This is a genomic window from Rhodobacteraceae bacterium LMO-JJ12 (assembly GCA_021555075.1).
Taxonomy (GTDB): Bacteria; Pseudomonadota; Alphaproteobacteria; order Rhodobacterales; family Rhodobacteraceae; genus JAKGBX01.
In genome coordinates this window covers 1,714,713-1,739,521 of record JAKGBX010000001.1, presented here as the reverse complement: position 1 = coordinate 1,739,521, position 24,809 = coordinate 1,714,713, and the positions used below count along the sequence as shown (strand labels likewise).

Below are 24,809 nucleotides of genomic sequence, written 5' to 3'. Positions count from 1 at the left end.
GGGAACACATGCTGAGATACCGCTAGGGTGGCTGTCGCCAAGCGCAACCGTCAGGTATTTCAGATAATGGAGCCGATACCTGATTTGGCGAGCAATTCCAGTGTGTCGGGATCAGCCGCTGAATCAGTGACCAACGTCGAGATTTTTTCTGGCCCGCAATAGCGCACCCGGCTTGTCATGTTCAGCTTGCTTGCATCTGCCAAAACGACGGTTTGTTCTGCGCGCTCAACCATGGCCCTGCCGACTTCTGCCTCATGCAAGGCGAAATCATAGGCACCTTCGCCGTTGATCGCGACTGGTGCGACGAAGGCGAAATCGGCTTTGAAACGACGTATTTCCGATAGGGTCAGTTCGCCATAAGTGGCGGGAACGTCAGTAAGCAAACGGCCGCCAAGCAACAGCAATTCAATGTCACAACCGGCCCCCTGCACCGCACCCGCGATGGTCAACGAGTTGGTGATCACCGTGATGCCCGACAGGCGGATCAGATCTTGGGCAAAACTCGCGGTGGTCGATCCGGCATCCACCATGATACATTGGCCGGGCGCAATCAACCTCGCGGCCTTGCGCGCGATCTCGCGCTTGGCACGTTGCCGGGTCGTGATACGCTGGCTGAACGGCGCCTCGGGCATCTCGCCGGGCATAACCGCGCCGCCATGAATGCGCAGCACCTTACCATCCTGTTCCAACGCGCATAGGTCGCGGCGAATGGTTTCGCGCGACACATCCAGCATTCCGGCCAGGGCAAGTGCGCTGACCTGCCCGTTGCTTTCAAGCATCGAGAGGATGCGGCGATGGCGCTCGCGCGACCACATCTCAGCGACGCTCCTGCGCACCATAGCGCGCAAACCCGTAAAGCAGCGCCTTCATCATCAGTAGTGCCGCCGCGACGACCAGCATTACACAGGTCGAAAACGCCGCCGCCTGGGAGGTCAGCCCGGCATCATCCAGCCGCATGATGGTAACAGCGGCAACGCTGAGATCCGGCGTGGTCAGGAACACCACCGCCGACAGCGTTACCATCGAGCGCATGAACAGGAAGAACAGCACCGACACCAGCATCGGCGCCATGAAGGGTGCGATCACATCACGCGAGATTCGGCCCATGCCGGCGCCAAGACTACCCGCTGCTTCTTCCAATGCCTCGGGGAACTGGCGAAAGCCGGTCTGTGTCGTCAGAAACGCTTGGGTATGGTAATGGTAGAAGTTCACAATCGCGATCAGCGCCGCCGTGCCATAAAGCAGGTAGAGTGGCGTCGAAGTGGAGTTGAATGTCAGGATATAGGCCAGCCCGAGTACCATGCCCGGCACCGCTGCGGGCATCGCCGCCAGAACCTGAATCGGACGCGCAACAACGCCCGGCGCGCGGCGCAGACCGATCCCCAGAGCGAACACCGCCAGTGTTCCGCCGATGGCTGCAAGGACCGAGATCACAATCGTCATCCAAAGTGACGAATAGCCCCCCGCCAGAGTGATATTGTAGTGCTTGACTGAAAGCGCGAAATTATAGGGCCAGAGGGTGACGAAACTGGCATAGACAACGATGGCGATCACCGCCGCTATCCCGGCAGAAATGAGAAAGCAGATTGCCGCAATCGGGATATCGCGCAGTGGCGAAAATACCGGTATGAAGGGTTGAACGTTGGTTGCTTTCTGCCCCCCCATGCGCCGCGAGGCCTGCCGCTCAATGTAATACGACAGCACCGTCGGCAGCAGCAGCATGATCCCGACCACGGCCCCCATGTTGAAATTGCGCTGCCCGACAACCTGGCTGTAAATCTCGGTCGCCAGAACCGAATAGTCTCCACCGATCACGGCGGCATTGCCAAAATCCGTAATAGTAATGGTAAAGACCACGAACCCGGCACTAAGAACTCCGAACTTGGCGGCTGGCAGGGTCAGGTCGCGAAATTGTCGCAGCGGGCGTGTGCCCAGAACTTCGGCAGCCTCATAGACCCGCGCGTCAAGCAGAACCAGCGCCGCGCCGATGATCATCACCGCCTGCGGCAAGGCATAAAACGTGTTGGCTATCAGCAGCCCCCAAAAGCCGTAGATGTCCATTTCGATGCCGAACAACCGGTTGACCAGACCATTGCGCCCCAAGAGGAAGATCAGCCCGAGCCCCTGCACCAGCGATGGTGCAAGCAACGGCAGAACGATGGCCGCGCGGATCAGCCACTTACCGGGAAATCGACAGCGATAGAGGCCCATGGCGATGATAAACCCACCCAGCACCGAGATTGCCGTGGTCAGCCCGCTCATCAGCAGAGAATGTCGCGTTGCGCGCCAAAACCCGGAAGTTTTCAGCACTTCGACGTAGTTGCCCAATCCCAAGGAGCCGTCGCTCTGTGTGATCGAGCGCAGAAACACGATTACCATCGGGTAGACAAAAAACAACAACAAGCCGAGAAATGGCAGCCCGATACAGGCAGCAATGAAGAGTGAATCGCCGTCGATCCGGCGGCGATGGGCGGTGTCGGAAGGAGCGCTGGCGTCGCTCATCATGCGGCACCTTCGCCGTCGTCTTCAATCCAGGAACAATCCTCGGGCCGGATCGACAGCCGCACCTGTTGGCCGGTGCGCAGGCCGACCCGGCCCGACGCCTCGGCGGTCACCTCCCCAGCGGGGCTGTCAAGCTTGATCCGGCGCAGATTGCCCAAAAACTCAACCGAAGTGATGAGTGCTGTACCATTCGGATCAGGCTCAAGAGTGATTTGTTCAGGGCGGATACAGGCGCGATATGCACCTTTCGGGCAGCTTTCAAGAAGTTCAGGCATCAGATCTCGCAGCTTGTCTGGTGCGATGAGATTGCTGATGCCCATGAATTCAGCGACAAACCGGGTCTTGGGCCGCAAATAAAGGTCTTCCGGCGTGCCCGATTGGACCACCCTGCCCTGATTCATGCAAATGATCGTATCGGCAAGCGCCAGTGCCTCTTCCTGATCGTGGGTCACCATCAGCGTCGGGATACCAAGCGCCTTTTGCAGATTGTGGATTTCGCTTCGCAATTCGACACGTACCTTTGCGTCCAGCGCCGACAACGGCTCATCCAGCAGTAAAACCTGTGGATCGACGGCAATCGCACGCGCGAGCGCCACGCGCTGTTGCTGACCCCCCGAAAGCTGGCCCGGATAGCTGTCGGCCAGTTGCGGCAACTTGATCAGATCAAGAAGGTCGCCAACACGGGCGCGAATGCGGTCACTGCTTTCGCCGCGGATCTTCAACCCGTAACCAACATTTTGCGCCACGGTCATATCGGGAAACAATGAATAGGACTGAAAGACAATACCAAAGCCGCGCTTGCGCGCCGGCAACGACGACAGATCAGCGCCTTTCAGCGTTATCGACCCGGAATCAAGCTGGGTCAGCCCGGCGATCAGCCGCAAAAGCGTGGTCTTGCCACAACCGCTTGGCCCCAGAAGGCAAACGAATTGATCTTGTTCGACGGACATGGAAACCCGGTCGAGTGCGGTAAAGGTGCCAAAGGTTTTGGTGGCGTCGCGAACTTCGAGATACATGAAATTCCAGTGCTATCAATTGTGGAACACGCCCCACCCGCGCCAAAGCGCGGATGGGACTTGGCGGGCTATCTGCCCGGCCGTTTTCTCAGCCAGACGTAGCTTAGCGCCCGAACTTTTCCTTCCAAGTGGCTTTGACCTCGTTCTGGCGCGCCGCTGAATCGTTGAAGTCGATATCGGCCAGCACGGTACTTACATCGGCCGGAAGACCCGCTTTGACGGCCGCCTCGGTTGCATCCACACCCGGCACGGTGATCAACGCCTTGAACGATCCATAAAGCGAGATCGCCTCGGCAGACATTGTCCAGTCAAGGAACCGCTTGGCATCATCCTTGTTGTCCGAGCTTTGCATGAGACCTGAGGCTTCAAGTTCATAACCAGCGCCCTCCGAGGGGAACACCATCGCCAGGGGGAAGCCTTCCTCGATGGATTGCAGGGCCGTGAAGGCGAGCGAGATACCGACAGTGTATTCGCCCGTCCGCGCCGATTTGCACGGTTTGGAGCCTGACGAGGTATACTGCGCCATGTTCGGATCGACCGCTTCAAGCTGCGCCCAGCCAGCCTCGTCACCCATGGATTGCAGCAGCGAAATGACATGCAGATATCCGGTGCCCGAGGAATTCGGGTCTGGCATCAGCACCTCGCCCTTAAAGCCAGGGTTTTCCAGATCCTTCCAGCTTTTGGGCATCGGCAGGCCCTTTTGCTCGAGTCGTGCCGTGTTGACACAGAACGCGCCCATATAGCCGATCGGTGCGAACCAGCGATTGTCGGCATCATGGAACGCATCGCCCAGAACCTCTCCGCCTTTGACCTCATAGGGTTCCAGCATCTCAAGGATTGCCGGGTCCATCATCGCGGTGACAGCCCAACCCCAGATCACATCAGCCTGCGGATTGCCCGCTTCGGCCAGCAGCCGTGCGCCCAACTTGCCGGTTGACTGACGCAACACGTTGATCTCGAGATCGGGCATTGCCGCGTTTGCAGCGGCGATGTATTCGGCAATCTCTTCTTCTTCCAATGCAGTGTAGACGGTAATCTCACCAGCCTGCGCCGGGATTGCGCACGCCATTGCAATCAGCGATGCCGCAGTGAGTTTTGTCCAGTTCTTCATAGTCTTCTCCTCAGTTGTCTCAGGTCTCAATTTTGATCGAGCTACTTCGTCAAAACGGCACGGTTAGGCCGTGCTTCATGTGGTTATTTGTGTAGAGTTGCATTTTTATGTAATTTGTCTACATATTTCTGAAAGTCTTGTGCGCCTAATCCGTACAAAGGCATTTTTTTCATCGATCGGGGATACCTGCATGCAGACCGGAACCGCCGCTATTGACAGTACGGTGTTGGAAACCTTCGCTAACGAACTGGCGGATATGGCTATTTCGCCCAGTCTGAAATACTTTCGCCATTCCCTTGATATTGAACGCAAAGCCGATGCATCGCCGGTGACGATTGCCGACCGGCAAATCGAAACCATTCTGCGCGATGCCATCGGCGCGCGGTTTCCCGATCATGGAATTTTTGGCGAAGAGCACGGCGCAGAAAACCTATCCAGCCAATACGTCTGGGTTATTGACCCGATTGATGGCACCAAGAGCTTCGTTTCGGGAATGCCGACATTCGGCACTCTGATTGCCTGTCTTGAAAATGCACGCCCTGTAGTCGGGGTGATATCAATCCCTTCCACCAAAGAGCGCTGGAGTGCGCGGGCCGGAGCATCGACGATGTTCGAAGGTGCAAGTTGTGCCACCAGCCAATGCAGGGCTCTGGGTGAAGCGCGACTCTATACCACCTCGCCGGATGCGTTCGACAAGGACGGGTTGGCGCTCTATGAGACGATTTCGGCACGGGCAGCGATGCGCCGGTACGGCGGGGACTGCTACAGTTATGGGCTGCTCGCCTCAGGGCATGTGGACGCGGTGATCGAAATGGAACTGCATCCCTATGATTTCATGGCACTCGTCCCGGTAGTTGAGGCCGCAGGAGGCGTGATTACCGATTGGCAGGGTAAGGCACTCAGCCTTTCTTCAACCGGCGAAGTCGTAGCCGCTGCGACACCCGAACTGCACCACGAAATTCTGACACTTATCGCGCGATAGCAATAAGGCCCCCGGTACGAATAAGGAGGACCGCTCGCCGCGGACCTCCCTTAATTCTGGGCTGATGCGTCAGAACGTGGTCGGATCAGAGCGGTCGTTTCAACCAGCGCGACAGAACCCCCACAATCCCTTCGCGAAACAGCATGACGCCCAGCACAAAGATCACACCCTGGATAATCGTCACCCAAGCCCCGAAACTGGCCAGATAGTTCTGCATTGTGACGATCACCGCAGCGCCCGCTAGAGGCCCAAAGACCGTGCCCATGCCCCCCAGCAGCGTCATCAACACGACCTCGCCCGACATAGACCAATGCACGTCGGTCAGCGACGCGAGTTGGAACACCTGGCTCTTGGTTGCGCCGGCAAGTCCGGCGAAGGTGGCAGACAGAACAAACACCATCAGCTTGTAGCGATTGACATCATAACCCAGCGATACCGCCCGGGTTTCGTTGTCGCGGATTGCCTTGATCACCTGACCAAAGGGCGAATGGGTGATGCGATAGAGCGCCAAGACCCCGCCAAAGGTGATCGCCAACACGAAGAAATACAGCGCCGTGTTGTCATGCAGCGAAATCAGGCCGAACAGGTCGCCGCGCGGTACAGACTGGATACCATCCTCGCCGCCAGTGAACTCGGCTTGCAATGCGATGAAATACACCATCTGCGCGAAGGCCAGCGTGACCATGGCGAAATAGATGCCCTGCCGCTTGATCGCCAAGCTGCCGATAATCAACCCCAGGAAAGCCGCTGCTGCCGTCCCCACAAGGACCGAAAGCTCCGGCGTCAGCCCCCAGACCTTGGCGGCATGGGCGGCGACATAACTCGCCCCGCCAAAATAGGCGGCATGTCCGAAGGACAACAGCCCACCAAACCCCAGCAACAGGTTGAAGGCCGCAGCAAAGAGCGCAAAGCACATCAGTTTCATCGCGAAGACCGGATAAACCATGAAAGGCAGCACCAGTAGGAAAGCGAACAGCACCAGGAATATTACCTTGTGCAACGGCGCCATGCCTGTGATCTGCTCGGAGGGGCCCGCCGATGTGGTTTGTGTTTCACTCATCGCCATCACGCGGCCCTCCCGAACAGCCCTTCGGGCTTTATCAACAAAACGATTGCCATGATCACAAAGATCACGACGGCGGAGCCTTCGGGATAGAACACCCGTGTCAGGCCCTCGACGATGCCAAGGCCGAACCCGGTGATGATCGCGCCCAGGATTGACCCCATGCCCCCGATTACGACAACGGCGAAAACCACAATGATCAGATCCGCCCCCATGTTCGGATTGACCGAATAGATCGGCGCGGCGAGCACGCCAGCAAAACCCGCAAGCGCCACACCGAACCCATAGGTCAGCGTGATCATCAGCGGCACATTGATGCCGAATGCTCCCACCAGCACCGGGTTTTCCGTGCCGGCGCGCAGATAGGCGCCCAGCCGGGTCTTTTCTATCACGAACCAAGTGCCGAAACAGACCACGACCGAAGCCACGATGACCCATGCGCGGTAGTTCGGCAGAAACATGAAGCCCAGATTCTGGCCACCCGAAAGCGACTCCGGGATCTGATAGGGCATACCGGAAATACCATAATAATTGCGGAACACCCCCTGAAGGATAAGCGCCAGACCAAAGGTCAGCAGCAGCCCGTAAAGGTGATCCAGATGGTAGAGTTTGTTGAGCAGAAGCCTCTCAAGCACAACACCAAAAGCACCCACGATCAGCGGCGCGAGGATGAGCGCCGGCCAATAGCCGATACCGATATAATTCAACAACATCCAGGACGCAAAGGCGCCCATCATGTAAAGTGCGCCATGGGAGAAGTTGATGATATTGAGAAGGCCGAAGATCACTGCAAGTCCCAGCGACAGGACAGCATAGAACGATCCGTTGATCAGCCCCAGCAACAATTGCCCCATGAGAACCTGCGGCGGGATTCCTAGTAGTTCGAACATGCCGGTTTTTCCGTCGCTATCGTTGAAGAGATGCGCGCCAGATCCCGGCGCGCATCTGTAGTTTCATTGGATTACTTTGCGGAGAAATCGCATTCCGGCAACATCGGCAAGAAGGCTTCCTCGCCGGAGATCGTAGAAATCGTCTTGAGCAGATCCCATTCCCCTGTCGATTCCGCCGGGGTTTTCACCTCGAACAGGTACATGTCGTGGATTGCCCGACCATCGCCGCGGATTGTCACCTTGCCAAACAGCTTATCGTCGGCTGGGTTGGCTTTCATCCATGCGGTGACGGTTTCGCCCTCGGTGGTGCCGGTGGCTTCAACCGCAGCAAGATAATGCGTTACCGCACCATAGACGCCCGCCGTGATCATGTTGGGCTTGCTGCCGCGTTCTGCTTCAAAGCGCTCTGAGAAAGCACGCGTGGTGTCGTCGCGATCCCAGTAAAAGGCGCTGGTCATCTGCAGGCCCTGTGCGGTCTGGGTTCCGAGTGCATGCACGTCGTTGATGAAGATCAACAGACCGGCGAGTTTCTGTCCTGCTTGGGTGATGCCGAATTCAGCGGCTTGTTTGATGGCGTTGATGGTATCGCCGCCCGCATTGGCCAGCCCGATCACATCGGCGCCGCTGCCCTGTGCCTGAAGCAGGAAGGACGAGAAATCATTGGCCGGGAAAGGCACATTGACGCTGCCCACCACTTCGCCGCCATTGGCTTCGACCACCGATGCGGTGTTGTTTTGCAGCGAATGGCCAAAGGCATAATCCGCAGTCAGGAAGAACCATTTCTTACCACCCGCCAAGGTCACGGCCTTGCCGGTGCCGTTGGCCAGCGCCGCGGTATCATAGGTCCAGTGGATCGTCGTTGGTCGGCACTGTTCGCGGGTCACGCCCGTCGAGCCGGGTCCGGAAGCCAGAAAAACGCCATTCGCTTCGGCGGTGATCCCGGCAACGGCCAGCGCCACCGATGAGGTCGGGACGTCGACGATGGCAGTCACACCGTCCTGATCATACCACTGGCGTGCGATGTTCGATCCGACATCAGGCTTGTTCTGGTGGTCAGCCGAAACGATTTCGACGTTGATGCCTTTTTCCGCGGCTTTGAAATCTTCGACTGCCAAACGAGCCGCAATCACCGAGCCTTCACCCGCGATGTCGGAATAGATCCCCGAGCGGTCGTTCAGAACGCCCAGCTTCACATCGATGTCTGCGGCAAAGGCACCGCCGGCGGCCAGCGCGGCGAATGCGGTTCCCAAAGTAAGTTTTTTCAGCATTTTCGTTCTCCTCCTCTGTTGTGGCAAACATTTTGCCGGAAACTGTCACACCCCGAGATAGCTGTGCAGCTTGTCGATATTCGCGTCGAGTTCGGTGTTGGGGATCATGTCGATGACTTTTCCCTGATCGACGACGTAGTGCCGGTCAGCCACCGAAGCGGCGAAACGGAAATTCTGCTCGACCAGCACGATGGTGAACCCTTCGTCTTTGAGCGTGGCGATGGTTTTGCCGATCTGCTGGACGATCACCGGAGCCAGACCTTCGGTCGGCTCGTCCAGAAGCAAGAGCCGCGCGCCCGTGCGCAGAATCCGGGCGATGGCCAGCATCTGTTGTTCGCCACCCGACAGTTTGGTGCCTTGGCTGCGCCGCCGTTCCTGCAAGTTAGGAAACAACTCGAAAATACGCTCGCGGCTTAAACCTCCTTGGCCTATGACGGGCGGCAACATCAGGTTTTCCTCAACCGTGAGTGAAGAGAAGATGCCGCGTTCTTCCGGGCAAATGGCAATTCCGCGCCGGGCGATATGGCGGGGTTGCATGTCAATGATTTCGGCACCGTCATAGATCACCGATCCGGTGCGCTTGGAAAGAATGCCCATGATCGCCAAGAGCGTCGTTGTCTTGCCCGCACCGTTGCGCCCAAGAAGCGTGACCACCTCGCCTTTTGTTACCTCAAAGTCAATTCCGTGCAACACGTGGCTTTCGCCATACCAGCCCTGTAGACCTGATACCTTCAGCAATGTGTCAGCGGAGAGGGAATTCAATTCACTCATGGCCAGCTCCGATATAGGCGTCGATCACTTCGGGAGATTTGGAAACGGTGGCATAATCGCCTTCGGCCAAGATCTCGCCCCGCGCCAAAACGGTAATCATGTCGGACAGGTCCGCCACCACAGAGAGATTGTGTTCCACCATCAAAACGGTCCGGTTTTCGGCCACGCGCCGGATTAGGGCCGCAATACGCACAACGTCTTCCCGGCCCATTCCGGCCATCGGCTCGTCGAGCAACAACATTTCCGGGCGCAGAGCCAGTGTGGCCGCGATCTCCAACGCACGCTTGCGCCCGTAAGAAAGCTCCCCCGCGCGGGTTTGTTCGAATTCGGACAACCCCACCTCGTTGACATAGCCACGCGCTTCGTCGTCAAACCGGCTCAACAGCTTGTCCGAGCGCCAGAAATCAAAGCTCTCACCACGTCTGCGTTGCACTGCGACGCGCACGTTTTGCAACACGGTAAGATCCGGGAAAACCGCCGATATCTGAAACGACCGCACCATACCAAGCCGGGCAATTCTTGCGGGGTTCATCTTGGTGATATCGCGCCCCTCATAGGATATCGTTCCGCTGGTCGGTTGAAGAAACTTGGTCAGCAGATTGAAACAGGTCGTCTTGCCCGCGCCATTGGGCCCGATCAGGGCATGAATCGTGCCCTTCTGGACCTTCAGGTCGACATCCTTGACTGCAAAGAACCCCTTGAATTCCTTGCTGAGATTCTTCGCCTCCAGAACGACACTCATGGACGCTCTCCGCGCTGCGACGCGCTCGCTGATAGTCGTGTCAAAAGCACCCCCCTTTTCATCCCTTTCTAATGCCGCCTACCCGGTTTTGATCCGGTTGCTCATTCGTCTCCGGCAGACGAAACCCCTCAAAGCGCTGGCGCAATGTCAGTTTCGAAACCTTTCCGGTAGCGGTGTGCGGCATGTCTTCGATCACTTCGACATAATCGGGTATCCACCAGTTGGCTACCCGTCCTTCGTAAAACGCCTTCAACCCGGTAACATCCAGCGTTTTCTTTTCTCTTGGGACGACGCAAAGCATCGGGCGTTCGCCCCATTTACTATGCGCAATTGCGATGCAGGCAGCCTCGGCAACATCTGGATGACTCATGGCAATATGTTCCAGCTCAACCGAGCTGATCCATTCGCCGCCCGACTTTATGACATCCTTGGTCCGGTTAGTGATGCGCAGATCCCCCCCGATAAGAGGCCGCCCCTGATAGCATTGGATTTCATGGCGCTCTTTGGCGGACAGGGTGATCTGGTCGCCCTTGCGCACACCCACCAAGGCATTTGCGAGCCGATGCACCCGCCGCCCGAAATTGTCGTAGCTGTAGCGATGGATAGAGCCGTCAAGTTGGCGCGAAACGATCTGCGCATTCGAATGGCATCGGATCGCATGGCGCAGAATCGCCATAACAGTCAGTGGCTGATCCATCATCAACCCGGCCACCATGCCCCGTCCTCCCTAAACGTTCACGCCAAACGCTAGTAAACCGATTTTGCGTTGTCCAGATCGATTTTGCTGAGCGCAAATGCCGGTCTCTTTAAGATATGAAAACAAAACGTTATACAGTGTTCGCTTACGTATTCGTACGTATGCTTTCAAAGAGGCCCAACAGGATTGGCGAGCTAAAAGATCGTTGGAAAAAGACACTTTACCAAGCCAAACTCTAGAATCAGAGCCGCAGATCCCTAGGATGCCACCGGCGAACGCTTAAACATGTCATGTCGTGCCGACTTCAGCAGTCGCCGGAAGCCGCTAATCAGATGTCAGAAGCTGACCCTTTCACGCCTGAAGCTACGAGGTTTGGGTTAGATATAGACCTGAAGCGATATTGGCGCTTCAATCTGCCCACCCGGAACGACTAACTGCGTTGGGCCTCGACAAAGGTCGACTTCCCACTACTAGAGAAAGAAAGTTTGTTTGACGTTCGAGTGGTTGGTGAAGAGGCACAATGATGCCTCGACAGCCGCAAAAGCATAAGCCTGCCTCAAACGGCCTTCGGCGCGACCGATTCCGCACCGCCGTTAGGCAGAAATCAAACGCCTTGTATCAGCCCAGATAGGCGGCACGCATCTCGGGGTTTGCCAGCAGGCTTTGTGCGTCATCCGACAGCACAATGCGGCCCTGTTCGATGACATACCCCCGATCAGCGATGGACAGCGCCGCAAAAGCATTTTGCTCAACGATCAGAAGCGTTGCGCCGTCATCTCTAAGCGTCGTGATGACGTCGAGAACCTGATCGACCAACACCGGCGCGAGCCCCATAGACGGTTCGTCAAAAATCATAAGTTGCGGCTTGGCCATGATCGCCCGCCCGATCGCCAGCATCTGCTGCTGGCCCCCCGAAAGGCCACCCGCCAACTGACTGCGTTTGGTCTTCAGGATCGGGAAAAGCTCATACACATGGGCCAAATCGCCCGCAGAGTCATCTCGTCGACTGAAGGCGCCCAGATGCAGGTTTTCCTCGACAGACAGTTCCTCGAAGATGTGGCGACCTTCTGGAGCGTGGGCAATTCCGATCCCGGCGCGCTCGTGATCCGCAACAGCTTTCAAATCTCGTCCGAGGAACCGAATTGTTCCGCCGCGCACCGGCTGAACGCCCGAAATGCACCGCAGAAGTGTTGTCTTGCCCGCGCCGTTAGCGCCCAGAACGGTCACAATCTCACCGCGCGACACATGCAGATCTATGTCGTGCAAAACCTGCGTCGGCCCATAGCTCGACACCAGGCCTTCGATTTGCAGAATGGGTCCGGTTTCAGTCATGTGCTGCCCCTGCTTCACGTGCGCCATGTGCGCCCAGATAGGCCGCGATGACATCAGGGTGATGGCGCACGGTGTCGGCATCCCCCTCAACCAGCTTGCGCCCACTATCGAGGACGATGATGTGTTTGGAAATCCGCATGACCATACGCATGTCATGTTCGATCAACACAACCGCACGGCCTTCCTCGGCCAACCGGACGATCAACACGTCAATTTCGCGCGTCTCGATCGCGTTGCATCCCGCCGCCGGTTCATCCAGCAACAGGATCGAGCAACCCGACGCCAACGCCCGGGCGATCTCGAGCCGTTTGAGTTGACCGTAGGACAGGTCCGACGCCTGCCGATCTGCTTCGCTATCAAGACCGACGCGCACCAGCTCGGTCATGGCGATTTCGCGGCTCTCGCGCGATGCTCTCCGACTTTGCGGCAGAGCCAGAAGATCAGCAACCAGAGACGATTTCTCGCGGATGTGACAGCCGGTCATCACATTATCGAGAACCGTCATATGCGGGAACAGTTTGAGGTTCTGGAACGTCCGCGCCATCCCGAGGCGAGCACGCTCGTGGGTAGCCAACCCGGTCACGTCGTTGTCCCCGATATGAACGCTCCCCGACAAGGGCCGGTAGATGCCGCTGATAAGGTTGAACAACGTAGTCTTGCCCGCGCCATTTGGCCCGATGATTGAAGTAACGACCCCGGCCGGCGCATCCAGGCTGACATCGTCAATGGATTTCACGCCGCCAAAAGCGATGCTCAGCCCCTTTACCGTCAGCGCACTCATGACTTGCGCCCCAGACGTTTGAAGAGGTTGAGGAAGGCGGGCATCAACCCATCGCGCATCAACACCATTGTCAAAACCATGATAGCTCCGAGGATCATATGTTCGTATTCCGCAAAAATGGTAAGCACCTGCGGCAACACCGTCAGCAGGAAGACCCCGACCAGCGCGCCAATCACACTGGAGGCACCACCCAGCACCGCCATCGTAACCATCTCGACGGAATGCATGAACCCGCCGACCTCAGGTGTGATGTAGCCGTTGGCAAAGGACAGCAACACACCAGCGGTTGCGGCGTAAAGGGCAGAGATGATGAATGCGACCGACTTGGCGCGTGCCGAGTCGACACCCAGCGACTGTGCGGCGACATCACTGTCGTGCAAAGCGCGCATGGCCCGGCCCGTCGGGCTTTGACCAAGATTGGCGATAAGCCCGCCACCGATTGCCGCGACGAGGCCACAGATCCAGTACCACGCTTCTGCCGTGGTCATATCAATGCCAATAGCACGGAACAGGTATTTCGGGTTTGGCCCGGCCACCGGTCCGCCATCCGGTCCACCTGTCAACCACGCCTCTTTGGTCAGCACCATCCAGACGAGTATGCCAAAGCCCAGTGTCGCAATCGCCAGATAGTATCCCGAAAGCTTGAGGATCGGTCGCCCAATGACATAGGCCACGAGCCCTGCCAGAGCCACACCGACCGGCGCGGCAGCCAGCGGCGGCAGACCGTAATTGGGCAGTACAACCACCGAATATGCGCCAATGGCAAAAAACCCGGCATGGCCGAGACTGACCAGTCCGACATAGCCAAGCAAGACCACCATGCCGATGACCGACACCGCGTTGATCCAAACCAGCGTTCCGACGCGGAAGTAGTAATTCGATGGCGAGATCAGAGCACCAACAATCACCAATACGGCAATGACCGCAAAAATGCGAAATCCAGCTGACATCATACGCGCTCCTGAATGCGGCGCCCGAGCAGCCCTTGTGGACGCAGGAACAGAACGGCCAGGATGATGACGAAGGCGGCAGCGTCTTTGTAAGATGAACTGATGTAACCGGCTGTCAACGCTTCGATCAAACCGATCGCAAGACCACCGATCAACGCGCCCAGAGGAGAACCCACACCACCGAGCATGGTGGCCGAAAAGCCCTTGAGAGCGAGCAACACTCCGGCATCATAGGAAGTGAAAGTGATCGGCGTTGCCAGAACGCCCGCCAGCGCGCCAATGAAAGCAGAAAGCGCAAAGCTGAGGTTGACCGCATGGCGCGTATTGATACCGATCAGCGTCGCGGCAAGCCGGTTCGAGGATGTCGCTTCGATCGCCCTCCCGCTTCTTGTCCGGCGCATGAACCAGGCGAGAAAAGCGAAAATCGCAATCGCACCGCCAATGATCCACAGCGCTTGCGGCAGGATGGCCGCACCGCCAAACCGGATCGGCAAATCGCCCGAGAATCCATCGTAGCGATGGATTTGCTTGTCAAAGATCGTCTGCATCGCACCGCGGATAAAGATGCTGGCACCGATCGTAATGATGACAAGCGAAACCAGCGGCGCATTGCGCGCCGGTCGGATGGCAAACTGATAGAGCAGGACTCCGCTCGCCGTGCCGGCCAGCACCGCACCGAGAATGGCAAGTGGCAGCGGCACTCCGATACCGATTAGTGCAGCTGCGGTCATGCCGCCGATGACGACAAACTCGCCTTGGGCGAAGTTGACGACACCAGAAGCGTTGTAAATCAGCGTGAAACCGAGTGCGACGGCGGCATAGATAGCGCCAACCGTCAGACCCGAAAGCACGAATTGAAGCAATTCGGACACGTTTCAAATACCCCGGTATTATTCGGCCGGAGCCCAACCACCGTCTTTGATCACGAGCATTCGGAATGCGCTCGGATCAAGACCCATGTGGTTCTCCGGGGTGAAGTTGTAGACAGCCGTGACCCCGGCATGGTTCTGGATATTCTCGAGTGCCCCCTTGATGGCGATGCTATCTGTCGTCGTCCCGGCGGCATTCATCGCCTCGACCAGAAGATTGAGAGCGTCAAAAGCATAGCCCCCAAAAGTCGACGGCGGTGTGCCGTATTTGGCCGAATAGTCGGTGATATAGCTGTTCACGACTTCGCGTTGCGGATCATCCTGCGCCAGTTGATTGGGGATCAGAAGCGCAGTTGCCGGAAGACGGATACCGTTTGCGGAGTCTCCTGCAAGCTCGATGAACTTGTTGGATGCGACGCCATGCGACTGATAGAGCGGCAGCTTGATGTCGAGTTGAGCGGCGTTGCGGGTTACAACTGCCGGCCCTTGACCTGCACCAGCCACCAGGATCGCTTCGATCCCGTCGGTATTGGCGACGTTGGTCATCTGGGGCGTCATATCCGGATCTGCGGCACCATAGGTTTCGTCGGCGACGATCTCGATTCCGTAGTCCCCTGCCACATCAAGGCATTGTTCGCGCATCGACGCGCCAAATCCGCCTGTCTCGGAAACGATACCAACCTTCGACATACCCCGGTTCTTGATGTCTTCAAACACCTTCTGGCATGCCATGCGGTCAGTATGGGGCGTCTTGAAAACATAGTCTTGAACCGGATCGATGATCACCAACCCGCCAGCGAGCGAGATCATCGGCACTTCGGCATCGCCCACGATCGGCGCCATGGCCATCGTGGCCCCCGTGGTGCTGCTGCCGATGATTGCCACAACATTGTCCTCTTCGACAAGGCGGGTGGCGAAGGTGCGGGCTTTGCTCGGGTCGCCGCCATCGTCATAGATCGTCAGCGCAATTTCTTCGCCCTGAATGCCTCCGGCTGCGTTGATCTGCTCTACAAGCATCTCAAGCGTTTTTGCCTCGGGGTCTCCAAGAAACGACGCCGGACCGGTTACTGCCAACGAGGCGCCAATGCGCACCTCTGCCACTGCGGCGGTGGCGGTTCCCAATGCTGCGCTTAGAGCAATAATGGACAATGTGGATCTCATGGTGGTTCCTCCCTGCATGACACATATCTCCCATATGCGTGGTAAATCAGTAATTCAGTACCACATTAGTGCTTTTAAGTACGCATCTTGCAACATCTTTCTTCGAGCACAGGCAAATATTATGACCCAAAAAGCGTCTTTTTCAGCAATTTTAGTAGCTCAATGCAGCCATGTATCGCGTTGACTTGTCTCGTGATAATATAGTCCAGAAGGATGTTGGGCGGTGGAGACCTGCGCGCTGCCCCTTAGAAACTGTGTTATTTAGTCGCACCGTGCTGACTGCGATGCTCCAACACCTATTCAACGGTTCGCGACAGACGGGACAGCTTTGATGTCGCGTCTTTTTTCAAGTACCTTAAGCATATGAGCGCGAATTCTTCGGCTATTTTGGTCAATGGAGTCGAACGTCGGCCGCAATTTCTCAATTGTCTGCGCCACTGTCTGCACCACAATGCGCAAAGCGGCTTGCTGCAAAACTAAACCCAACGCTGACCGCCCAACACCATCGCATGTCTAGCACAAACCCAAACCGCCATTGGCTCCTGCACAAAGCCATGGCATGACTGGCGGCAGGAGGACTCAGAGATGCGACAGTCTTATCTGGCACTTGCAGGCGCACTTGACCTGTTGGCCTGGTTCTTGTGTCTGACCACGGCGATGATTCTGACGCTGGTCGTCCTGACAGTTGTGGTGCTGCGCTACGGGTTCGGCGTGGGGTTTATCGAGCTTCAGGACAGCGCCACCTATGCCTTCGCGGTGCTCGCTATCTTCAGCGTTCCGGTCTGCCTTGCCCGGGGTGGACATGTTCGGGTCGAGGTGATTTCAGAAAAGCTCTCGCCGACTTATCGCCGCGCCGCCGACGTCGCCGCCCTGATTTTTTGCCTGATCCCGGTGTTCGGCGTCATATTGTGGGCCTGGTGGCCACAGATGGCCTATGCTTGGTCGATCCGCGAAGCGTCTTTGGAAACCGGTGGCTTGCCAGGGCTTTACATCATCAAGACTGCGCTACCTGTGGCAGCGGCGTTGACCATCGCCCAGGGGCTGGCGGCGGTATTAAGGGGAGCGCCGGATGACGCCGCATGACATCTTTCTGCTGATTCTGATTTTTGGCCTGTTCGCTGGCATCCTCAGTGGCATTCCGGCGATGCTGGCAATTGCCGGCGTGCCGCTGATAACTGCCGTCATCGCCAGCCTGTTTGGCCAGTTTGACCTGTCTTTCCTCAACTTCTACCCCGCGCGAGTCTGGGGGGTGATGACCAACACTCTTTTGATGGCCGTGCCATTATTCGTGTTGATGGGGGTATTGCTCGAACGCTCGGGTCTGGCAGAACGGATGCTTGGCGTGCTGTCACGGATCGTTGGAGGCAGCCCGCGCGGAATTACCCTGTCGGTGCTGCTATTTTCGACTCTGATTGCAGCCTCGACCGGTATCATCGGTGCGACCGTTGTGATGCTGGTGCTGATCAGCCTGCCAGCAATGCTCGAAGCCGGAGTCAGGCCCAGACTGGCTTCGGGCGTGATCTGCGCCAGCGGCACTTTGGGTCAGATCATCCCGCCATCGATTCTCCTGGTCCTGCTAGGGGATCAAATCGGCAACGCCTATCTGGAGGCGCAGCAGAAGGCCGGTAATTTCGCCATTCAACCGGTCTCGGTAGGCGATCTGTTCGCAGGCGCAATGGTGCCCGGCCTGATTTTGGTGCTACTCTACGCCGGATATATCGCCCTGACGCTGCGCCCGATGCGCGGTCGCCCCGTGCGGGCACGTGAAATCGTGCCCATGTCCGAAATCCTCTCCACTTTCCTGCCCCCGATCGGCCTTATCCTAGCAGTGCTGGGTTCGATCCTCGCCGGGGTCGCCACAACGACAGAAGCCGCCGGGCTCGGTGCGATCGGTGCATTGTTGCTGGCTGGCTACATGACCGGGCGCCCCGGGACGGGACGATTGCTGATCCTGGCAGCCGCCGGTGCTGCGCTGATATTTGTCGCCCTACGCATTGTCGGTGCCGGTCACGGTCAGGCGGCCACCTTGATCGGGGCTTTGGCCGCAATTCTGATCGCGCTTGGCACTCTTTCGGCGAGCTGGCGGGTTTGGCGGGCTGGGGTTCTGGTCAGCGCCCTGACCGAGACGGTTCGCATCTCGGGCATGGTCTTTGGTATCGTCATCGCCGCCTCTATGCTCAGTCTGGTTTTTCGCGGTTTTGGCGGCGATCACACTGTTGAAGGCTTGCTGGCTGACATGCCCGGCGGCACCACCGGCGCGCTGGCGCTGGTCATGGTGTTGGTGTTTTTCCTGGGTTTCATGCTGGAGGCGGTCGAAATCATCTATATCGTCGTGCCACTACTGGGCCCGCCAATTCTGGGAACCGACATATCGCCGGTCTGGTTCGGAGTGTTGCTGGCAATGAACCTGCAAACCTCGTTCCTGACTCCGCCATTCGGTTTTGCCCTGTTCTATTTCCGCTCGGTGGCGCCACGGTCAATCACTACCTCAGACATTTATTTCGGGGTGATACCATTCGTCTGCTTGCAGGTTGTCGCGTTAGGCATTCTGATAGCCGTGCCGGAGCTTGCCACATGGCTGCCCGACTTAATGTTCCGATAGAGGGGGAGACCTTAAAAAATGAAACGCAGAAAATTCCTGAGCGCCGGTCTAGGCGCAACCGCAGGCATGGCGGCACTAGCCACGCCTGCAGTGGCCCAAGGCAAAATCGAATGGAACTTGGCCACGGCCTTTCCGAAGAACGCGCCTGGCGTCGGCACAAATGTCACCAACTTCGCCGAAAAGGTCGCCGCCATGTCCGATGGCCGACTGAACATGACCGTCTATGGCGGAGGTGAACTGGTTCCTCCCTTCGCAGTTGAAGATGCTGTGCAGCAAGGTAACATACCGGTCGGTCACGGGCCTACCTATTATGCTGCGGGCAAGAACGCGGCACTTCACTGGTTCACCGCCGTGCCCTTTGGCATGACATCGAACGAGCATTTCGCCTGGCTGAAATACGGCGGTGGGCAAGAGTTGTGGGACGATATTTATGCCCAACGCGGGCTGGTTCCGTTCTATTCCGGTAATTCCAACACGCAGTCGGGCGGTTGGTTCAAGAACCGGATCGAAAACGTCGACAGCCTCAAAGGGCTGAACATGCGCATCGCCGGTCTGGGCGGCGAGATCTACCGCAAGCTCGGCACCAATGCCGTGCTGATGCCACCGCCGGAAATTTTTACCGCCTTCCAGTCGGGCGCAATTGATGCCGCCGAATGGGTCGGGCCAATGCTGGATCAGGCGTTCGGCCTACAAAAGATTTCCAAGCTTTGCTATGTCCCCGCCTATAACGAACCCGGCGCAGGCCTCGCGATCGTGTTCAACAAGGATGCATTCGGCGAGTTGCCCAGTGACCTACAGGCGATCTGCATGAACGCTGCCCATGCCGCTGCACTAGAAAGTCACGCGCAGTTTGACTATTTCAACGCCCGCGCCATGACCGCGCTCAAGGCCGAAGGCGTCGAATTCCTGAACTTCCCCGATGAGGTGGTCGCAGCCATGCGCAGCGCCTGGGGCGAGATTCAGGACGAACTGACGGCGGCGAATGCCGACGTAGCCCGCGTGCGCGAAAGCTATGACGCCTATCTGGCCGATGCCCGCGACTATGCTGCGGCGATGACCCTGCCGATGCTGGCCGGTCGCGGCTGACGGCCCTGCCCGCACCCTCCGAATAGATGGGTGCGGGTGACCCTCCACTAGACATCTCGATCGCGCAACAAGAAGAGCGGCCCATGGCCTACCGGCGCCGTATGTAGGCGAAAATGCAGGTGCTTGCGCAGCCTTTTCAAACCACGTAGCCGGGACCATCAAAATCGCCATTGGCGAGCCTTTCGATTAAGATCAGAGCATAGACCTGGTCGATGTTGACACGATTGAATGCGGGCGCGTTATTGCTGCCTCAATGCCCCGCCAGATTTGCTGTGACCGAAGCCGACCTTTTGGCAAATCTCATTCACGAACCCCGCGGCAGTTTTTACAGGTCGCGGCCACGCTCCTCTGGCTCACCCAAGCTCAACGACTCTTACGCCGGGAATAACCTGTGCTGCCAGAGTCACCAGATGGCGATGGTGTGTGAACATGATCGCCTGCCCACTTCGGCCCATTTCCCCGGTAAGGGCCAGCGCCGCAGTGGCCCGCGCATCATCGAAGGTTTCAAGAATATCGTCCGTAACAAAAGGCAAAGGACCGTATCGGTTCACGAAATCCGCGTGCCCCGCGACGCGCAACGCAAGATAGAGTTGACCCCGGGTTCCCGTGGACATGGCATCGGCTCCGACGGCGGCACCGTCGCGGATGCCGACCAGTCGCTCGCCTGTGCCTGTCGCCCGGGCTTCCAGCCGTTGCCATTCCCCACCGGTCATGCGGGTGAAAGCGCGTTCGGTCGCGTCAAGCATTGGGCCGCGGCGATCCTCCCGCAAGCGGCGAAGCGCGCCCGAAGCTGCCATCAAACCGATCTTTGTCACGGCTGCGCGACGCGCCGCTTCACGCAGTGTTTCCAGTTGCGCAGCGCGCGCTTGCGTCTGCTCTGCACCCCCGGTCATTTGCAGCGCACCGTCAAATGCATTTCGGACCTCTCCTCGCCGCCCGATGGCCGCGTCGCGCTCGACATCTGCCTCCGCCACCGCCTCGCGCAACTTGCCAGTCCGCAGCGGGTCGGCGTCCTGCTCTTCAGCGGCAAGCGCAGAGGATTCAAGCCCCTCTCCCAAGACCCTGTATTCCTCTGTCAGGCGAGAAAGTTCCGCACGCAGTTCGTCCCGGGCGACAAGGCGCTCTACTGCCGCCACCGGCGCATCGCCCGGCGTTTGGTCCTGATCCCTGAACAGCCCTGCAATGACTTCCTCGCCGTTTTGAATAGCCCTCATCTGCCTGCTGCGTTCCCGCTCCGCCTCGGCCAAATCCTTCTCGGCCTGCGCAACAAGCTGTGCCGTTTCACGGGCAGCATCGGCGCGGGTACGGGCGGTTCGCATGATGTGATCTACCTGCGACTCTTCTGCCAGGCCCAACGCCTTTCGCAGAGGTGCCGCACGAGTACCGAATGCGCTCAGAGCCGCACTCAATTGCGCAACGCGGTGATCGAGACTTTCAGCGGCCCGTTGTTCCTCTGCGAGTTCCACAAGTCCCTCGGTAACCCGCAACATCTCCTCCACCTTCAGCTCGGCGCACCAGAGACCGGCAACGCGCTCTGCATATGTTGCCTGAACCGTCTCCCGCGTCGCTTCCCCAACAGCAACTTCGGCCTCCAACCGACGCACCAGCTTTTCCACTTCTGCGCGGCTGGCGATACGAGACTGGCGTTCGGCAAGCCCGGCGCGCAATCGCTGCGCCGCAGGAAGCACGCCACTTGCTCCAACCTCCTCGCCCGTGATGTCTGTGTAAGCTTGCTCCACCTCTTCCAACGCCGCAGCCTCTGCCGCCTGTGCCGCGGCAAGCTCCTCCTTCGCTGTCTCCGCCGCCAGCGCCGCCTCAAGCGCGTCCTGCAATGCATCCCGCCTTTCGAAAAAGCTGGCGAGGTCGACGTCCGCCCCAAGCCCAAGCCGCGCGGCCAGTTGCCGCTTGGCTTCCAATGGCGCCTTGCGGGCGCCCCGCGCTTGGATCAGATCGGCGCGTCGACGTTCGGCAAACTTGCGAAGTTTCAAAAGCTCACCCCCAAGCTGCAATACGCGGGTGCGTGCCTCGACCGTTCGTCCGTATGTGTCGTGCGCTGCGTCATCGTCGTGCATGGCCGCTTCGAAGGTTTCAGCGGTCTCGGATTCAAGCCGGTTACGATGCGCAGACCATAGCCGGTCGCGCCTCGAACGGCTCGCGATGATCTCGTCATCGGTAACAACTACTCCCGCCTGCACTGTGGCGTCGCGTTCTGCCTCACATTGCGCAGCCGCTTCCTCGGCCTCGCGCAAGCGGTTCGCAGCCAGCGCCACGGCATCATCGGCTGTCTTCACATCGCGCTCCAATGCGCGCAGCTCGGCCTGCGTCGCAAGCCCTGCATCGGTTAACGCACGCCACCCCTGCGGTAATCCGGCAGCACGTTGGAATGCCTCGGCCTCGCGTTCGTGCAAGACCCGCACGAGGGGTTGGGGATCAAGCGGCAAGGCCTCAAACGCGCAAAGCGCATCCGCCAATGCGTCGGCGCCGTCGGGCATCTCTTCAACCTGCCCCATTTCCGCACGCGTCTCAGCCAGCCTGCAACGCGCATCGTCACAGTCGCGCGCCGCTTCACGCACTTCGGTGGCAGCCTCACGAATGCCGCTCAACACATCGCGCGGCAAGACGACCCTGCTCGGGTCGGCGCCTTCACCTGCAAAGCTCTCTGCAAGTTGGCGCGCCTTTTTCCATGCCGCATCCCGCTCTGCCCTGCGGCGGTCGATATCTGCCCCTGCGGCGCTCGCGCGAGCAACAAGCGGTTCACCTTCGTCAAATTCGGCTGCATCAAGTTCGGCTAGTAACTGGCCAATTTTCAATCCCTCCGGATCCGGACTTAGCGCTTCAAGGCGCCTATTGGCGTCATTGATGCTTTCTTCAGCCTCCGCCTCGGATTCCTTGGCTCGGGTGATCGCGTCTGCCGCCACACTGACCCGGGTCAGCGCGCCTTCCACGAGATCCGGACCGCCCGTATATTTCAAGAGACGGTCGCGCGCTCCGGCGATTTCACGCGCCAACGCGCGCCGCGCATCAGCGGCTTCGCGCATAACAAGTCTGCGCTTCGCATCGTCGCGCGTCGCGCCAGCCTTTTGACAAGCCTCCTCCGCATCCTCAACCAGACGACGAAGTTCATCAAAACGCCGTGGATCGAGGCGCGCGTTTGTAATGGCCTCGTCCATCGCCTTCAGGCTGTTGCGCCCCTCGGCCACTACCGTTGTGCGGCCACGCGGCTTGTGGAAGGCGTCAACTTCCTCCTGCGCGCGCTTCAAAAGCTCAGCAAAGCCCGAAAGACCCGATGATCCGGCATGCAGAAGTTGCCCCAGATCACCCTTCGCCTGCGCGATCTCGTCACCGCCCCGTCGCAGCACTTCGTCATCGAGCGAGAATCGCGTGCGATAGCTGTCGCGGTCGAGACCATAAAGCATCAGCTCCAGCCGCCGGTCATCGACAACGCGCCCGTTCTCGTCGCTCAGCGATCCGCTTCGCTGCCCCGTGCGGCGCAATGTGAGCGGCCCATCATCGGTTTCAATCGTCGCTCCGACAAGAAGCTCCTTGCGCGCGTGCACAAAGTCATAGGCGTGTTGGAGCGGCAAGCCAAAGAGAAGGTCGAGCCAGGCCGAAAAGGCGGTACTCTTGCCAGCCTCGTTCTCACCATAGACAATAGTCACATCGGTCTCGCCGCCGCCATTTCCGAAATCGAGCGAGCAGTCGGTGAAGCGGCCATAGCGGAGCAGATCAAGCTTGCGCAGCCTCATTCCCCCGCCCTCCCCGTGCCAAGGCGCAGTGTCATCGTTTCGACTCCAGCGTCGATCAATTCATCCAATTCACTCTCGTCCAACACGTCACGGATCTCTGACGGCAGCGCGGTGCGCAATTCGCTCAGAACTACTTGCACCTCGTCGCGAAACCCCGGCGTGGCTGCGTCTGCTCGCATAAGTGCCGCAAGATCATCAGCCGACTCTTCGCTGCTGGCCCGTTCAGCAACATGAAGCCGAAGACTTTCGACAAATGCCCCTTCAACCCTGTCCGCCGCTTCACGCAACTGCGCCTCAAGCATGATCGGGTCGCCCAGTTCTGCGGGTGTGCCAGTGGCTCCAACCCGCGCCGCAATCAACACATCTTTCGCAAGTGCCCCAGCCAACGCCATGCGCAACCGTTCATCACGCCTCGCCTGATCGTCAACTCCGGCGAAATCTACCGGCACGCGTACGAACCGTAACAGTTCCAGCGGAACCGCGCGCACCCGCACACCCTGAAGATCGAGGTCAACAAGCGTGGCCGATCCGCCCTCCATCTCTCTCACACTGCGCCCCTGTGGTATCCCCGGCATCACCGCTATCCGTCCCTCGCTTTCATAGACAGCCCGCTTGTGAATGTGGCCCAACCCCCAATAGTCGTAACCATGCGCCATCAGGTCCGATAACGCGCAGGGCGCATAGGGATCATGCCCTGGCCCCCCGTCGAGCGAGGTGTGCATCAACCCGATATTCCAGCGACCTGCCTCGGGCGGCGGGTAAAGCGGCAACAGGCTTTCTGCAACACGTGCGGCGGTAAACCCGATGCCGTGAATCGACGCTTCGCCGATCCGAAAGGTTGGCGTCTCGGGTTTCAATACCGTAAGCGCATCCGAAATCGGCCCATAGCGGTCAAGATCGAGAAGCGCATCATGATTGCCCTGGATCAGCACCGCCGGGATTCCGGCGCGCGAAAGCCGCGTCACTTCCGCCGCCAGCGCTGCGCGGCTGGCGACATCCGCCACACCGTTGTCAAACGTGTCGCCCGCAAACAGAACCGCATCTACCGATTGCGCGATTGCCGCATCAACCAACCGGCCAAGCACCTGACGCGAAGCCGCACGCAGACTATCGGACATTGCCGGATTGCGCACGGCCTGCGTTTTCAATGGCGAGTCGAGATGGAGGTCTGCAACGTGAAGAAACTTCATGCCTGATCCTTTGCGAAGGGTTGCTCCATCATGCCGCTGGCTGCACCATC

21 protein-coding genes are annotated in these 24,809 nt (G+C 58.6%); 4 read left to right on the top strand and 17 right to left on the bottom strand.

Translation table 11 applies throughout. The features are described from left to right. Positions 1-59: 59 nt before the first annotated feature. The 4 genes from LZG00_08330 to LZG00_08315 form a co-directional block, all read right to left on the bottom strand. Entirely contained in the window at positions 60-815 is a 756-nt protein-coding gene (locus LZG00_08330; protein MCF3594005.1) for a DeoR/GlpR family DNA-binding transcription regulator, read from the bottom strand. Position 816: 1 nt separating this feature from the next. Continuing rightward, complete coding sequence (locus LZG00_08325; GenBank protein ID MCF3594004.1) at positions 817-2,502, bottom strand: ABC transporter permease subunit; 1,686 nt, start codon at positions 2,500-2,502, stop codon at positions 817-819. Beyond that, positions 2,502-3,518, bottom strand: a complete 1,017-nt coding sequence (locus tag LZG00_08320) for an ABC transporter ATP-binding protein (GenBank protein ID MCF3594003.1) — start codon at positions 3,516-3,518, stop codon at positions 2,502-2,504. Before LZG00_08320 ends, LZG00_08325 begins: the two co-directional genes overlap by 1 nt. Positions 3,519-3,621: 103 nt before the next feature. Continuing rightward, positions 3,622-4,629, bottom strand: coding sequence for an ABC transporter substrate-binding protein (locus LZG00_08315; protein ID MCF3594002.1), 1,008 nt, complete (start codon positions 4,627-4,629; stop codon positions 3,622-3,624). Positions 4,630-4,819: 190 nt separating this feature from the next. Here LZG00_08315 and hisN point away from each other — a divergent pair, with 190 nt between their 5' ends. Beyond that, positions 4,820-5,611, top strand: coding sequence for a histidinol-phosphatase (gene hisN / locus LZG00_08310; GenBank protein MCF3594001.1), 792 nt, complete (start codon positions 4,820-4,822; stop codon positions 5,609-5,611). A gap of 85 nt (positions 5,612-5,696) precedes the next feature. Here the strand turns inward: hisN and LZG00_08305 are convergent, their stop codons facing one another. From LZG00_08305 to LZG00_08255, 11 genes are all read right to left on the bottom strand, one after another. Beyond that, the gene (locus LZG00_08305) at positions 5,697-6,620 is read right to left on the bottom strand and encodes a branched-chain amino acid ABC transporter permease (protein ID MCF3594000.1); all 924 of its coding nucleotides are present in this window, start codon (positions 6,618-6,620) and stop codon (positions 5,697-5,699) included. Positions 6,621-6,676: 56 nt separating this feature from the next. Then, entirely contained in the window at positions 6,677-7,564 is an 888-nt protein-coding gene (locus LZG00_08300) for a branched-chain amino acid ABC transporter permease (GenBank protein ID MCF3593999.1), read from the bottom strand. Positions 7,565-7,635: 71 nt separating this feature from the next. Then, on the bottom strand, positions 7,636-8,832 hold the full coding sequence (locus LZG00_08295) for an ABC transporter substrate-binding protein (GenBank protein MCF3593998.1): 1,197 nt from the start codon (positions 8,830-8,832) through the stop codon (positions 7,636-7,638). Between the two features lie 45 nt (positions 8,833-8,877). Then, positions 8,878-9,603: an ABC transporter ATP-binding protein gene (locus tag LZG00_08290; GenBank protein ID MCF3593997.1), complete on the bottom strand. Its 726-nt coding sequence runs from the start codon at positions 9,601-9,603 to the stop codon at positions 8,878-8,880. Continuing rightward, complete coding sequence (locus tag LZG00_08285; protein MCF3593996.1) at positions 9,596-10,345, bottom strand: ABC transporter ATP-binding protein; 750 nt, start codon at positions 10,343-10,345, stop codon at positions 9,596-9,598. Before LZG00_08285 ends, LZG00_08290 begins: the two co-directional genes overlap by 8 nt. A 58-nt stretch (positions 10,346-10,403) precedes the next feature. Next, positions 10,404-11,060, bottom strand: a complete 657-nt coding sequence (locus LZG00_08280) for a hypothetical protein (protein ID MCF3593995.1) — start codon at positions 11,058-11,060, stop codon at positions 10,404-10,406. Between the two features lie 600 nt (positions 11,061-11,660). Then, positions 11,661-12,356, bottom strand: coding sequence for an ABC transporter ATP-binding protein (locus tag LZG00_08275; protein MCF3593994.1), 696 nt, complete (start codon positions 12,354-12,356; stop codon positions 11,661-11,663). Between the two features lie 10 nt (positions 12,357-12,366). Next, positions 12,367-13,155 (bottom strand): ABC transporter ATP-binding protein, encoded by a 789-nt coding sequence (locus tag LZG00_08270; GenBank protein MCF3593993.1) that lies wholly within the window; start codon positions 13,153-13,155, stop codon positions 12,367-12,369. Next, a complete protein-coding gene (locus LZG00_08265; protein MCF3593992.1) occupies positions 13,152-14,105 on the bottom strand; it encodes a branched-chain amino acid ABC transporter permease in 954 nt (317 codons plus the stop codon). The genes LZG00_08270 and LZG00_08265 overlap by 4 nt, the downstream gene beginning before the upstream one ends. Then, positions 14,105-14,977 carry a branched-chain amino acid ABC transporter permease gene (locus LZG00_08260; protein MCF3593991.1) on the bottom strand — a complete coding sequence of 291 codons (873 nt, stop codon included), beginning with the start codon at positions 14,975-14,977 and terminating at the stop codon, positions 14,105-14,107. Before LZG00_08260 ends, LZG00_08265 begins: the two co-directional genes overlap by 1 nt. A gap of 18 nt (positions 14,978-14,995) precedes the next feature. After that, the gene (locus tag LZG00_08255) at positions 14,996-16,135 is read right to left on the bottom strand and encodes an ABC transporter substrate-binding protein (protein ID MCF3593990.1); all 1,140 of its coding nucleotides are present in this window, start codon (positions 16,133-16,135) and stop codon (positions 14,996-14,998) included. Positions 16,136-16,720: 585 nt separating this feature from the next. On the opposite strand from LZG00_08255, the gene LZG00_08250 reads away from it, so the two are divergent. Genes LZG00_08250 through LZG00_08240 form a run of 3 tightly spaced genes read left to right on the top strand, consistent with a single transcriptional unit; the run spans position 16,721 to position 19,823 of the window. After that, positions 16,721-17,218, top strand: coding sequence for a TRAP transporter small permease subunit (locus tag LZG00_08250; GenBank protein ID MCF3593989.1), 498 nt, complete (start codon positions 16,721-16,723; stop codon positions 17,216-17,218). Continuing rightward, on the top strand, positions 17,205-18,737 hold the full coding sequence (locus LZG00_08245; GenBank protein ID MCF3593988.1) for a TRAP transporter large permease subunit: 1,533 nt from the start codon (positions 17,205-17,207) through the stop codon (positions 18,735-18,737). Before LZG00_08250 ends, LZG00_08245 begins: the two co-directional genes overlap by 14 nt. 18 nt (positions 18,738-18,755) lie before the next feature. Beyond that, positions 18,756-19,823, top strand: a complete 1,068-nt coding sequence (locus tag LZG00_08240) for a TRAP transporter substrate-binding protein (protein MCF3593987.1) — start codon at positions 18,756-18,758, stop codon at positions 19,821-19,823. Positions 19,824-20,176: 353 nt separating this feature from the next. Here the strand turns inward: LZG00_08240 and LZG00_08235 are convergent, their stop codons facing one another. Both LZG00_08235 and LZG00_08230 read right to left on the bottom strand, forming a co-directional pair. After that, positions 20,177-23,569 carry an AAA family ATPase gene (locus LZG00_08235; protein ID MCF3593986.1) on the bottom strand — a complete coding sequence of 1,131 codons (3,393 nt, stop codon included), beginning with the start codon at positions 23,567-23,569 and terminating at the stop codon, positions 20,177-20,179. Then, on the bottom strand, positions 23,566-24,759 hold the full coding sequence (locus LZG00_08230; GenBank protein MCF3593985.1) for a DNA repair exonuclease: 1,194 nt from the start codon (positions 24,757-24,759) through the stop codon (positions 23,566-23,568). Before LZG00_08230 ends, LZG00_08235 begins: the two co-directional genes overlap by 4 nt. Positions 24,760-24,809: the final 50 nt, after the last annotated feature.